The sequence below is a fragment of the Leptolyngbya subtilissima AS-A7 genome (assembly GCF_039962255.1).
Taxonomy (GTDB): Bacteria; Cyanobacteriota; Cyanobacteriia; order Phormidesmidales; family Phormidesmidaceae; genus Nodosilinea.
This window is the reverse complement of sequence record NZ_JAMPKY010000001.1, coordinates 100,149-112,976: the sequence shown is the minus strand read 5'-3', so window position 1 is coordinate 112,976 and position 12,828 is coordinate 100,149. Positions and strand designations below refer to the sequence as shown.

The window sequence follows — 12,828 nt, the reverse complement described above, 5'->3', positions numbered from 1 at the left end:
CACTCGCCCCCCCATCCACCCTCCTACTCGCCTACCCATCCACCCCCACATCCCCCATGTCCCTCAACCTCTACCTCCTGCGCCACGGCGAAACCGAGTTTAGCCAAACTGGCGGCTTCTGTGGCGAGCTAGACCCCGAGCTCACCACAGAAGGCGTGGCCATGGCCGATGCCTTTGCGGCCAAGTATCAGGCCATGCCCTGGCAGGCTATCTTTGCCAGCCCGATGAAGCGCACGATCGCGACGGCCATGCCCTTGAGCAAAGCCGTGGACGTGAATGTGCAGCTGCGCAATGGGCTAAAGGAAATTAACTACGGGCAGTGGGAGGGGCTAACCGCCGAGTATGTGCGCGAGCACTTTGCCGACGACTACCTGCACTGGCTCACCGAACCAGCCTGGAACCCGCCTACCGGGGGCGAAAGCTCAGTGCAAATCGCCAGCCGGGCCTCGCTGGTGATGGCCGAAATTGAAGAAAACTTTGCCGAAGGTAACGTGCTGGTGGTGTCTCACAAGGCCACCATTCGAATTATTTTGTGCAACCTGATGGGGATGGATGTGGGGCGTTATCGCAATCGCATCAGTCTGCCGGTCGCCTCTGTTACCCACGTGCAATTTAGTAACAACGGCCCCATGTTGATGAAGCACGGCGATCGCACCCACCTGCCCCCAGAGCTGGAGACCAGACCAGGCACCTAGGGGGGATGCCAGCGATCGCGCCGACCCAGACGATAGGAGAGTAGCGTCTTGACGTTCCCCCATGACTCTCAACCTCTACTTGCTCCGCCACGGCGAAACCGAATTGAGCCAGAGCGACACCTACTGCGGCTTATCTGACCCAGAGCTGACTGCCTCAGGTGCCGCTATGGCCCAGGCCTTTGCTGACAAATACCAGCACCTAGACTGGCAGGCAGTATATGCCAGCCCGCTGCGGCGCACGGTGGCAACCGCCACGCCCTTTTGTGAGGCCACGGGCCAGACCATGCAGCTGCGCGACGGGTTGAAGGAGATGTTCTTTGGCGAGTGGGAAGGCAAGACCCACGACGAGGTGCAGGCAGAGTACACCCAAGACTACATGCGCTGGCTGGCCGAACCCGCTTGGAACCCGCCTACGGGGGGCGAAACGGGCGTTCAGGTAGCCAGCCGCGCCGCCCTGGTGATGGCTGAAATTGAGGCCAACCACAGCACCGGCAATGTGCTGATTGTGTCGCACAAAACCACGATTCGACTGGTGCTCTGTAATCTGTTGGGTATCGATAGCGGTCGGTACCGCGATCGCATCGAGCTGCCCGTCGCTTCGCTCAGTCTGGTCCGGTTCGACCAACATGGGCCGATGCTGGCCAAACACGGCGATCGCTCCCATCTACCCGACGAGCTAGATTCAAGACCGGGGACGTAGGGACTAGAGAATGGCGATTTTGGATTTTGGGCGGCTGGTGGATCAGAAGGTGGGACGATAATGGCCGAGTTTCGTAGGGTGCCATGAAAATTTTGGTGCTTAACGCCGGGTCGAGCAGCCACAAAAGCTGCCTGTTTGACCTTAGCCAGGGGGCCGAGGACGCAGTGCCCACCCCCCTGTGGCGCGCCGCCCTCGACTGGACCCATCAGCAGGGCAAGGTAGAACTCTCTGCCAGCGGTGCAGGAGAATCGATGCAGCAGGTGCTGCCCATTGCCGACAAAGCCGAGGGCCTGGAGGCGATGGTGAAGACCCTGGTGGAGGGGCCAACTCAGGTGCTAGAAAGCCTTTCAGATATTGACGCCGTAGGCCATCGCGTGGTGCACGGCGGGCGCGAGTACATCGACAGCGTGCGCATTGACGATCAGGTTAAAGCCGCAATTCAGCGGCTGATTCCGCTGGCCCCGGCTCACAACCCGGCCAACCTGCAGGGCATCGAGGCGCTGGAGGGCATTTTGGGCGATGTGCCCCAGGTAGCAGTGTTCGATACCGCGTTTCATGCCCGCATGCCCGAGGCGGCAGCGACCTATCCCGGTCCCTACGCCTGGGTCGAGCAGGGCATTCGTCGCTACGGGTTCCACGGCATTAGCCACCAGTACGTGGCCCAGCGGGCGGCGGATCTAATGGGGCAAGACATCGCCAGCCTGAAAATTCTCACCTGCCACCTGGGCAACGGCTGCTCATTGGCGGCGGTCAAAAACGGCGTCTGCGTCGATACGACCATGGGGTTTACGCCGCTGGATGGCGTGATGATGGGCAGTCGCTCGGGCAGCGTTGATCCTGGCATTCTGATCTATTTGATGCGGCAAGAGGGCTACACCGCTGACCAACTCGACCAGCTATTAAACAAAGAATCTGGGCTAAAGGGACTGTCGGGCCGCTCCAATGACATGCGCGCTGTAGCGGAGGCCATGGAGCAAGGCGATGCTCAGGCCAAGCTAGCGATTGAGGTGTTTACCCACCGCCTGCGGCGCGAGATGGGGGCGATGATTGCCAGTCTGGGAGGGCTAGATGGGGTAGTGTTTACTGCCGGCATGGGCGAAAACAGCCCCCCGCTATGGCAGCAGGCCTGCGAGCCGTTTGAGTTTCTGGGGCTGCGGCTAAAGCCTGACCTCAGCAGAACCAAGGATGACCAGGATATTGCGGCGGCGGATTCGGCGGTGCGGGTGCTGGTGGTGCATACCCAGGAAGAGTGGGCGATCGCCCAGGCCTGCCATGATCTTCTGCAATAAGCTACCTGAGCATCAGCAGCAGCGCAGCCTGAGTGAAACAGCTCCAGAGCTTGCTAGCCGACTGTAGAGCTGTTTTTGCTCTTGGTTAGCACCGACTGATAGACCTGGTGAGCGCGATCGCTAAAGCAGACAAACCTGACCTGCTTGAGAGAAGATGTCTGCTCTAGCGCTGCTTTTACGGTTGCGATCGCAATCTGCGCCGCCCGCTCTAGCGGAAAACCATAGACCCCAGTGCTAATAGCGGGAAACGCTAGGGTGCGAAGGTCACGCTCGCTTGCGAGGGCAAGGCTGTAGCGGTAGCAGCTTGCCAATAGCTCATCCTCGTTGTGGTGCCCCCCACGCCACACCGGCCCCACCGTGTGAATGACCCACCGGGCCGGTAAGTGATAGCCTCGAGTGATTTTGGCCTGCCCAGTCGGACAGCCGCCCAGCTGACGACACTCAGTCAACAGTTCTGGCCCGGCGGCTCGATGAATCGCCCCATCTACCCCGCCACCGCCTAGCAGCGACTCATTGGCAGCATTGGCGATCGCATCGACATGCTGGCGCGTAATGTCGCCTTGCAGCACAAGCATTTGGTCCCACACATCAGGGGTAGCCATAAGCAAAGTATCCTCACTGGCATCGATTCAATCCTGATTTCAGTAATAAATAAAACTCAGGTTATCTCTACACTAAAACATCCCTAGCCCGCTGCCCACATCTCTCCAATAACAAGTTATTTCATACCCTACGCGAACGAAGCATACAACTATTGGTTGATAACAATTACTGAATTAATTATTTAATATTTCATCTTAAGGTATAAGCTAACTACTTTTAAAACTTGGCAACAAGCACCCGAAACTTCCAGCAAGGGTTGTCATATTTCCGCCAGTCAGTGCTAGCGCTTGCCAAGCTGATTATGACAGGATCTAGTAACTTAGGTTTACGGTTTCAGGTATACGGCTTACGGATTGTCTTGAACCTGAAACCGTGAACCGTATGCCCAACCTAGTTTGCCACCTTTAGCGTGGCCGTCTACTAGCTCCAGGTTCCGCTCATTTTTGAAGAGTAATATCATGTTTGTTCCACCCGGTTTTTCTAGTCGCTCCATCACAACCCGGTATGGCCGCATGGTTTACTACACTCCCGAGGGCCAGCCTTGGGAAGAACCAAATCGGCCAGAGGCCAAAGAGACCCTGGTCTTTCTCCACGGTTTTGGGGGTGGTTCTTCAGCCTACGAATGGTCTAAGGTGTATCCCGCTTTTGCCGCAGACTATCGAGTGTTAGCCCCAGATTTAATCGGCTGGGGCCGCTCAGATCATCCGGTGCGAGACTATCAAGTAGACGACTACATTGCGATCATTACCGAGTTTTTAGAGCAGACCTGTGACGGGCCGACCACTGTCATTGCCTCAGCACTGACGGCTGCTTTTACGGTGCGTGCGGCTATTGATCGACCTGACTTGTTCAAATCGCTAATCGTTACCACCCTAGCTGGGCTAGCCGAGTTTGGCCAAGACTACCGCCTCAGCGGGTTCGCCCAATTTGCTCAATTTGTCAGTTTGCCAATCCTGAGTCAGCTACTCTACAACACCGGGGTAGCGAACAGTTTTGGCATTCGCAGTTTTTTAGAGCAGCGGCAGTTTGCTCAGCCAGAGCGAGTTTCTCCAGAAATTGTTGAGGCATATTTGCAATCAGCCCAGCAGGAGAATGCTGAGTATGCAGCCCTGGCTTTTGTGCGAGGCGACCTGTGTTTTGACCTGTCGCAATACATCAGTCAACTCACGGTGCCCACGGCAATTATTTGGGGCAAAAAATCTGAGTTCACTGGCCCAGATATCGGTCGCCGTCTTATGGCGATTAATCCCCAAGCGATTCAAATTTTTTATCAGCTCGATGACGCTGGACTGACCCCTCAGCTAGAGCTACCCGGGGTCACCATTGGCTTAATTCGCAAATTTTTGCCCCAGCTTAATACCAGTGCAGCCTCAGATGCAAATGTCAGCACTTTGCCCGCTGAATGAGCGAGCTAATTAATCTACAAGTATTTTCTTAATCCTAGCAGCTATGGAGATAATGCTACGTGAGTAACCCTTCTCTTTTTGATTGGGTATCAGTACTAGGACCAATCTTATTCTCTTGGCCGCTGCTGATCACCGTCGTCTTGATATTGTTTTACAAACCTCTGTTTAACTTATTGGAGCAAATCTCAAACCAAAATATTCAAAAAGCTAAAATCGGCCCCTTTGAAATTGAAGAAGCCGAACAACCCTATGTTGAGTCTATCCAATTATTGCTAACTAGCCTGGTTTCTGAAGATGAGCTAAATCATTTACAACAACTTAATAATGACGACGAGTCTACATCCTACGAAGGCACTACTAAGTTCACAACAGAACTAAAACGGCTGTCTAGCTTAGGCTTTATCAACCTGAAAGTAGACCTTGATAAAATGCCCAAATCAGGTGAACTCAAGCAACAGGTAGAACTCACGGAAAAGGGCAAACAATATCTGACCCTGCGAGACAGCCTTTTAGCCGAGCAACCTGAGCACAAAGACCAAGGCAAAAAAATCGAGACATAGACGAGGTTGAGCCGTTGCCTAGCTTGCCTGGTTCTCGTAGCAAAACTTGAAGACCTTGGCGCTGTTCGCAGCAAGTAGTTGTAGCTAAACGTAGGATGGGCAAACCCAGTGCCCATCCTACGAAAGTTTCATATTAAATTGCGCTTTCTTACTGCTCCTGCATCAGTCGCAGGTAGTTTTGCTTGAGCTGAATGTGGCTCTCGCTGAGGCGATCGGAAAGGTTTTTCTCGACCTCAGACAGCTGTTCCCAAAACAGCGAAGAACGCTGGGTGCCAATGTACTCTCGCCAAAGCTGCTCTAGCAATTCGGCGGCAACGGGGCTTTCGGTTTTGAGGTCTCCGACCACCTCTTGAAAAGCCTGGTGGGCTTCGGGATGCTGCTGCACTTCTTTAGCCAAGCCAATAGCAGTTTGTAGACGGGTCGACAGGTCGGTGGGGAGCGTCATAGGAGTTATGGATTTATGATTGCATGTTACAAATCTAAGCAACTTAACCTTTCCCGACAAGGAAAGCCTGACTATTGGTCAGTTGCTGGCTACTGCGGCGGGCAGAGATTGGGGTAAATTCATAGGGGGTTCGCCCGCTGGCGTTATGCCAATCCTTTTACGTAGCTACACTCCATAGACCTATGGCCAAACAGCGCATTCTTTCAGGCATTCAGCCAACGGGCAACCTCCACCTGGGCAATTATCTAGGGGCAATTCGCAACTGGGTTGACCTGCAAGAAGAATACGACGCCTTTTTGTTTATGGCCGACCTCCACGCCATTACGGTGCCCCACGACCCTAAGCGGCTGGCGGAAGATACCTACAAGGTGGCAGCCACCTACATCGCCTGCGGCATTGACCCCGACAAAGCCACTATCTTTGTGCAGTCGCACCTATCGGCCCACTCAGAACTGGCCTGGTTGTTTAATTGCATCACCCCGCTCAACTGGCTAGAGCGCATGATTCAGTTCAAGGAAAAGGCGATTAAGCAGGGGGAAAACGTCAGCATTGGTCTGCTCGACTATCCGGTGCTACAGGCCGCCGACATTTTGCTCTACGACCCCGACCTGGTGCCTGTCGGCGAAGACCAAAAGCAGCACCTAGAGCTTACCCGCGACATCGCCGCCCGACTCAATTTTCAGTTTGGCAGCGAAGAAAATCCGGTGCTTAAGGTGCCTGAACCAATGATTCGCGCTGAGGGTGCGAGGGTGATGAGCCTGACTGATGGAACGAAGAAAATGTCGAAGTCAGACCCTTCTGATCAGAGCCGCATCGATCTGACTGATCCCACCGATGCGATCGTCAAAAAGATTAAGCGGGCTAAAACTGACCCCGAGCGGGGGCTGTGGTTTGATGACCCAGCCCGGCCCGAGTGCAACAACCTGCTGACGCTGTATATGCTGCTGTCAGGCCAGACTAAAGCAGCGGTGGCAGCAGAGTGCAAAGAGATGGGTTGGGGCCAGTTTAAGCCGCTGCTGGCCGACACGGCAGTGGCAGCCCTAGAGCCAATTCAGAATCGATTTAACGAGCTGATGGGCGATCGCCCTTATCTAGAAAGTATTCTCAGAACCGGGCGCGAAAAGGCGGGCGAGGTGGCCAATGCTACCCTGGCACGGGTAAAAGACGCCTTAGGCTACTCTAAACCGCTGTAGCAGGCAAGATATACTGATCAATTCAATCACCCTGTTCGTACAGATCCAAAGGAGGATGGTTTGGCTTCTGCACCCCTGGGTTATCGGTTGCGCACGGCGGCCCAAGCCGGCCAGTTTTTGGTGACGGCAGAGGTCATGCCACCCAAGGGGGGCAACCCAGAGCACATGTTGGCCATGGGCCAAATGCTCAAGGGTCGAGTGCACGCCGTCAATGTCACCGACGGCAGCCGAGCGGTAATGCGCATGTCGTCGTGGGCAGCGTCGCTGCTGCTCCAGCAGCAGGGGATTGAAGCAGTGTGTCAGGTAGCCTGCCGCGATCGCAACCGCATTGCCCTCCAAGCCGACCTCATGGGGGTTCACGCCCTTGGGCTGCGCAACATTCTGGCTCTCACGGGCGACCCGGTTAAAGCCGGTGACCATCCCGAAGCGCGATCGGTGTTTGACCTAGAGTCGGTGCGGCTGCTCAAACTGCTCGAAAAACTCAACTTTGGCGTAGACAGCAACGACAAGCCCCTCACCGATGGCGCGCTTGATCTGTTTGCTGGAGCTGCGATCGACCCACAATCAACTAGTTGGTCGGGGTTGCAGCGGCGGTTTGAGGCCAAGGTCAAGGCCGGGGCACAGTTCTTTCAAAGCCAGCTGATCACCGATTTCGATCGCCTAGCCAAGTTTATGGACCAGGTGGCGTCCGGCTATAACCGCCCCGTGCTCGCCGGAATTTTTCTGCTGAAGTCGGCTAAAAACGCCAATTTCATCAACCGCAATGTGCCTGGGGTCAACATTCCCCAAGCTACTGTCGATCGCCTCGCCGCCGCCGCCGACCCGCTGCAAGAGGGGGTTAAGATCGCCGCCGAGCAGGTGCAAGCCGCTCAGCAAATTTGTCAGGGGGTCCACCTGATGGCCGTGCGTCGAGAAGATTTAATTCCTCAAATCCTCGACCAGGGGGGAGTGGCCCCCGTCGATGCGGCCTTAGCCGAGCGGTAGCGCCTGACGCTGAGCCACACGCTGGGCGACGGGCACCAGCTGCAAATTTCCGGGCGGAGCTAGGGTTAGGCCACGGCGCACGGGTTTGAGCGGACGTCGCAGCCCCTCGGGTAACTCCAGCTCCCAGTGGCGCAGAATTGTCGCCAGCACTAGCTTCATTTCCATCAGCGCAAAGGCCGAGCCAATGCAGCTGCGGTGACCGCCCCCAAAGGGAACATACTCGTAGGGTGAATACTGCCGCTCCAAGAATCGATCGGGTCTAAACGCCTTGGGCTCAGGGTAAAGATCCTCTCGGTGGTGCAGCAGGTAAATGTTTGGAAACAGCACCACCCCAGCCGGAAATTCGTAGCCCGCCACGGTCATCGGTTGGTTGAGAATGCGAATACCCGTGGTGGGGGCGACGGGATAAATGCGCAGGGTCTCCTGGCAAACCGCGGTGAGGTAGGGCAAGCTGGCATCAGCCAGAGGGTCGGAGGATGGGCCCACGGCATCTAGCTCTTGGCCTAAACGCTCATTCACCTCGGGCAGCCAGTGCACCCAGTACAGCGCCCAGGCCAAAGCAGACGCGGTGGTTTCGTGGCCCGCCACCAACAGCGTCATCAGCTCGTCATGGAGTTCGCCGTCGCTCAGGGGTTCACCTTGGGCATCGCGAGCGCTGATCATCATCGAGAGAATGTCGGTGCCATCGGGATAGGGTTGCTGGCGGCGATCGCTAATCTCGGCATAGATCAGAGCGTCAATCTCAGCTTTGATCCGCACAAACCTTCCCCAGGGACTCATCGGCCCCCAATCTTTCTGCAGCCCTGGAAAGAAAATAAAGAAAGCGCTGAAGGGAGTGCCCAACCCTTCTAAAAGCGTGCTGAGCAGCTGCCGCAGGCGATCGTAGCGATCGCCGTCACCCAGACCAAACACAGCTTTTAAGATCACTCTGAGGGTGATGTCCTGCATGGCAGCTCGCACATTAAACGCCGTACCCGACTGCCAGCTGGCCATGGCCTGTTTTGTCAAAGTGCAGATTACGTCGCCGTAGGCGCGCATGCGATCGCCATGGAACGGTGGCATCAGCAAGCGACGGTGGCGGCGGTGACGCTCTCCATCCAGCAACAGCAGCGACTGGTTGCCCAGCAAAAAAGTCAGCCCACTCCCCGGACTCTGGGACGGAATGTGAAACTGAGCCGCATCGGCCTGAAAAATAGCCTGAATCACTGCCGGATCAGCCACATAGATTGAAGGCGGCTTCTCCCCCACCTGAAACACCGGTCCGTAACGCCGGTAGTTGTCTTCAAAATAATCTAGCGGGCGCAGAATGAGCTTGGGTGCGCGCTGCCAAAAGGGGGTATTAGAGCCAGGAAGAGTAGGCATGCTGAAAAGACGTACAGGGCATTGAGGCGGCAAGCATTCATCCAACCTCTTCAATGCTAGACCATCCCAAAGGCATACCCGCTCCACCACCGCAGGATCAATTTACCCTCACTAAGAACTGGTCAAAACTGGCTGTAAACGACTGGAGCTAAGCTGTTGATGTTGATACGAGCATTGCTCCAAGCTGTGCTTAGACAACCATCGGCGACTGTCGGGTGTATCGCTGATCCACTGCTCGATCAGCCGATGCCACTTGACCGGCAGCTGCAACCTAGACCAGGCATCAGCAGAGTTTAAAGATAGCGTCTGGTACAGCTCTGCATTGGTCAGCAGAGTTTCAATACAGCGAGCCAGTGCAGCTACATCTTTTTCAGGAAACATCAATACATCTCGTCCTAGCTCAAACTTTCCTAAAAACATCGGGTGGTCAGAAACAATTAGGGGCGTTCTAACGGTCAAAGCTTCGTAAATGGTCAGGGGCAAGCCCTCAGGATAGGCATGGCGGCTAGGAACCAGCACAACATCAGCCCAACGCATTTTTGCTAGCACCTGATCGTGAGATAAACCACCTGCTAACGTCACCTGGTCATTCAACCCTAGACGATCAATTTCGGCTTTGAACCAGTCAAGGTCTCCTTTACCAATCAAGGTCAAGTTGGGAGTGATACCAGACTGCTTCAACTCTACTAAGGCATTCAAAGCGTCACTCACTCCCTTTGTCTGAACGATGCGGCCGACATAGACAATGTTTTTATTGTCGATAGCTGCCTTCCCGAGTTTTTTTGGCGCAAAGTCTTTAGGAGTAATCTCGTAGGGGAAGTCCCAAGGGATAATTTTACTGGGCTTAACACCAATATGTTTTAGGGAATGACATGCGCTCAAACCATGGTTAGCGACTAAGTCAATAGCTTCGTTATTCAACGTGCTTGACAGGCGAAAATTGCGAAGCTTTGCCGGTAACCCGCTTCCTTGAAAAGAATCGGCAAACAGGCCTATAACTTTCACATTATTTTGCTTGGCCCACTTGAACGCAGCGACCAACGGGAAATGAACCACCAGATGGGTAGGCTTTTGCTCTTGAAGTAATTTCAACAACCGTTTTGGCTCTTTGTAAGGATCAAGGTTACCACCCACAGCTCTAAGGCCAGGCTCTAAAAGTTCGCTATATTCAGAACTGGTTTTACAGCAGACATGGATAACCTCATCAATCCGGCGACCTATTTCAATAGAACTATTTATAGTATATTGATGGCTGAAATATTCTTGCTTACCTGACTCAGCAAGTAGGTTATAAGCCTCCTGAAAATCACCGGCATACTGAAGAATCACCAAACGGACTTGGGCTAAGGTAGACATAATTAATCAATTTACTAAATTTACGACTATAGCTTTGAGAGGTTAACCACACAAAACACTGTGTGAAATCCAAAAATCCTTGAGTAATAAATAGCTACACAAGCCAACCGCCTACAAGCAAGGAGTGCGACTTGTAGTGAATAAATGATAAGCTAGCTCTTAGAAATTTCTGTTTAGGAAAAAGACGGTGTTGTCAATCCGATGGTTCCCTCTAAAGAACAACGCCCTAAAATTCATATTTTGCTGCTATTGTTTTTTTAGGAACATTTATGAGGAAAACTTTGCAAGCTAGAGCATTGAGATTCTAAGCCGATCAGGAGAGCACGAAGCTAAAAGGCAAGTCTTAGCTATTCACCACAATAAGTTAGTAAACAAACACTAGCTCACAGGTATAGTCTATCTATAGCCAAGTGCTTCTGCTTTGAAAGAAGGTAAGATCTGAGAAAGCTTCAGATAAACTTCAAAAGTATAAATTTATTCAAAGTTAAAAAAGAAAATTAACTTGCAGGCATGAAAAGCCATCACAAATTTCTAAGACTTTTGTAATCAAGTCAAATTTGAATTTAGGACATGAGTCCAGCGAGTTTGTTGACCGCGTATTTTTTTGTACTATAACGACCTAAATATAGAGCCAGCCAAAAGCGTAAATCTACCTTTAGGTGGATTGACACTTTTTAGAAAAACAGTTTCAAAAGACTGATTAAACGTCTACTTTAATTTCCTAAAGCGATCGCTACACGCCAAGTTTTACCAGCACAGACGATATCCTCTAGGCCCGCAATTACCGATACAGCTGTATCGGCATCTTGCTACAGCCTAAGGATTGTTAGTACTTAGATCAAAGCTACAAGAACTCTCGTAAGAACTCGTAAGGTTCTATGTCCCACGAGGGTTCGGGCACTAAGTAGCTAAGGCGAGTCAGAATATCGGCCTCGACGGCGACCATGTGCTCGTGATCAAAAATTTCTGCCAGTGCTTGACGATCGCGATCGCGTAACGGGGACAGTGGGTTCGCCAACTGAGGCGCCAAATCCCCCAGAGAATAGAGCGCTGCTGTAGTCTCACCAACCGTCAGATCGGTTTGAGAACGGCGCGGCCTTGTAATGGACGCTCTTTCCGAGCCGGTTACTGTTTCTGGAATGCTGAAGGCCTGGCGCTGCACCCCTTTCGGCTTAGTCGCAACAGCTTGGCTAAAACCAAACAAGGCCTTGACCCACGGCTCATCGCTTAGAGACGCTGGGCTTGAATCAGGTGTCTTTTTTTGGCCAGAGCGATTTGACCTTTGCGAATTGGGTTGCGTAAAGGGTGCGGCGACTGCAGGAACAGGAGTGTTGCTCATATTGCCTCAGAGGAAATAGGTGCTGGCGAAATGAGACTCAAAGACCATCACTGCCCGTCGGCATAACATCTCAGTAGGTCATAGGGCTAGCACAGGCATATCCCCAGTATAAATGCGGAGGTAAACCAGTCACTCTACCCCTAAGCCAGTATTGTCAACAGAGCGTAAGCCTCGAAGCTTAGGCGTTTGAGCGCTGCTGTTTTAGATAGGCGAAAACCGATTTATCGCCAATGTCGGGCACAATGGGCTGCACAGCTTTGCGCAGCGCAAATACCAAAAACAAAATTGCCCAGCCTGCTAGCAGGGTTTGCTCGGCCACCAGCGGCAGCATGCCAAACAGGTGACCCAGCAGCAGCAGTGGCACCAAGGGCGTGAGCAGCTTAGTCTCTACACGGTCAAAGCAAAAGGCTTCCTTAAAGAAGATGCCGGTCAGCGCTACGAAGGTAAAACCCAGACCCCACAATACCGCAGGAGTTTCCACCACCGTTTGAGCCAAGGGGCCGTCAATTCCGTGGGAGAGCACCAGCGACGCTAGCCCACCCACCAGCCAAGCCCCTTGCAGCGCCCGGTGCAGCGGCACTAAGTAGATATGAATTGTGGCCAAGCTCAGCCCCAAGCCTAGCCAAAATAGCGTGTAGAGCAGGCTGATAGATTGCACCAGGGTGAGATTTTGGTTGAACCCCAGAGCCAGAACCGTACCCAGGCCAAAGGCTAAAGCTGCCACCACCAAGCCCGTACGATAGAGCACGACCCCTCGGCGATCGCCCTGAGTAATCGTGTAGTCGCCAAATTGCCCGGTGTAGATCGCCGGCGAAGGGATCTCGTTTGCAGCGCTGTCCATTGGCGTTTATCCAGTAGAGACTACGGTTGACTCGTGTCTCTATCTTATCGAGTTA

Annotated in this window: 13 protein-coding genes; 7 read left to right on the top strand and 6 right to left on the bottom strand. The window is 53.4% G+C overall.

Features of this window, described 5'->3' with window-relative positions:
- The first annotated feature begins 56 nt into the window (after positions 1-56).
- The 3 genes from NC979_RS00620 to NC979_RS00610 all read left to right on the top strand — a co-directional run bounded on the left by NC979_RS00620 (position 57) and on the right by NC979_RS00610 (position 2,684).
- Entirely contained in the window at positions 57-695 is a 639-nt protein-coding gene (locus tag NC979_RS00620; protein WP_190522771.1) for a histidine phosphatase family protein, read from the top strand.
- 61 nt (positions 696-756) lie between these two features.
- A complete protein-coding gene (locus NC979_RS00615) occupies positions 757-1,395 on the top strand; it encodes a histidine phosphatase family protein (RefSeq protein WP_190522770.1) in 639 nt (212 codons plus the stop codon).
- Between the two features lie 83 nt (positions 1,396-1,478).
- On the top strand, positions 1,479-2,684 hold the full coding sequence (locus tag NC979_RS00610) for an acetate/propionate family kinase (protein ID WP_190522768.1): 1,206 nt from the start codon (positions 1,479-1,481) through the stop codon (positions 2,682-2,684).
- A gap of 53 nt (positions 2,685-2,737) precedes the next feature.
- Here the strand turns inward: NC979_RS00610 and NC979_RS00605 are convergent, their stop codons facing one another.
- Positions 2,738-3,286, bottom strand: a complete 549-nt coding sequence (locus NC979_RS00605) for an O-acetyl-ADP-ribose deacetylase (protein WP_190522766.1) — start codon at positions 3,284-3,286, stop codon at positions 2,738-2,740.
- A gap of 459 nt (positions 3,287-3,745) precedes the next feature.
- Between NC979_RS00605 and NC979_RS00600 the strand changes: the two genes are divergently transcribed.
- Both NC979_RS00600 and NC979_RS00595 read left to right on the top strand, forming a co-directional pair.
- Entirely contained in the window at positions 3,746-4,693 is a 948-nt protein-coding gene (locus NC979_RS00600; RefSeq protein ID WP_190522762.1) for an alpha/beta fold hydrolase, read from the top strand.
- Positions 4,694-4,752: 59 nt separating this feature from the next.
- Positions 4,753-5,253: a hypothetical protein gene (locus tag NC979_RS00595; protein WP_190522760.1), complete on the top strand. Its 501-nt coding sequence runs from the start codon at positions 4,753-4,755 to the stop codon at positions 5,251-5,253.
- Positions 5,254-5,401: 148 nt separating this feature from the next.
- Here the strand turns inward: NC979_RS00595 and NC979_RS00590 are convergent, their stop codons facing one another.
- Complete coding sequence (locus tag NC979_RS00590; protein WP_190522758.1) at positions 5,402-5,698, bottom strand: hypothetical protein; 297 nt, start codon at positions 5,696-5,698, stop codon at positions 5,402-5,404.
- Between the two features lie 182 nt (positions 5,699-5,880).
- Between NC979_RS00590 and trpS the strand changes: the two genes are divergently transcribed.
- Both trpS and NC979_RS00580 read left to right on the top strand, forming a co-directional pair.
- Positions 5,881-6,891, top strand: a complete 1,011-nt coding sequence (gene trpS, locus NC979_RS00585; RefSeq protein ID WP_190522756.1) for a tryptophan--tRNA ligase — start codon at positions 5,881-5,883, stop codon at positions 6,889-6,891.
- A 60-nt stretch (positions 6,892-6,951) separates the two neighbouring features.
- Complete coding sequence (locus tag NC979_RS00580; protein WP_278002595.1) at positions 6,952-7,875, top strand: methylenetetrahydrofolate reductase; 924 nt, start codon at positions 6,952-6,954, stop codon at positions 7,873-7,875.
- Here the strand turns inward: NC979_RS00580 and NC979_RS00575 are convergent.
- The 4 genes from NC979_RS00575 to NC979_RS00560 all read right to left on the bottom strand — a co-directional run bounded on the left by NC979_RS00575 (position 7,861) and on the right by NC979_RS00560 (position 12,773).
- Positions 7,861-9,237: a cytochrome P450 gene (locus tag NC979_RS00575; protein WP_190522753.1), complete on the bottom strand. Its 1,377-nt coding sequence runs from the start codon at positions 9,235-9,237 to the stop codon at positions 7,861-7,863. The genes NC979_RS00580 and NC979_RS00575 overlap by 15 nt on opposite strands.
- Positions 9,238-9,348: 111 nt before the next feature.
- Positions 9,349-10,593, bottom strand: a complete 1,245-nt coding sequence (locus NC979_RS00570; protein WP_190522751.1) for a glycosyltransferase family 4 protein — start codon at positions 10,591-10,593, stop codon at positions 9,349-9,351.
- Between the two features lie 844 nt (positions 10,594-11,437).
- Positions 11,438-11,611 carry a hypothetical protein gene (locus NC979_RS00565; RefSeq protein WP_199308988.1) on the bottom strand — a complete coding sequence of 58 codons (174 nt, stop codon included), beginning with the start codon at positions 11,609-11,611 and terminating at the stop codon, positions 11,438-11,440.
- Between the two features lie 499 nt (positions 11,612-12,110).
- A complete protein-coding gene (locus NC979_RS00560) occupies positions 12,111-12,773 on the bottom strand; it encodes a DUF2301 domain-containing membrane protein (RefSeq protein ID WP_190522749.1) in 663 nt (220 codons plus the stop codon).
- Positions 12,774-12,828 lie beyond the last annotated feature (55 nt).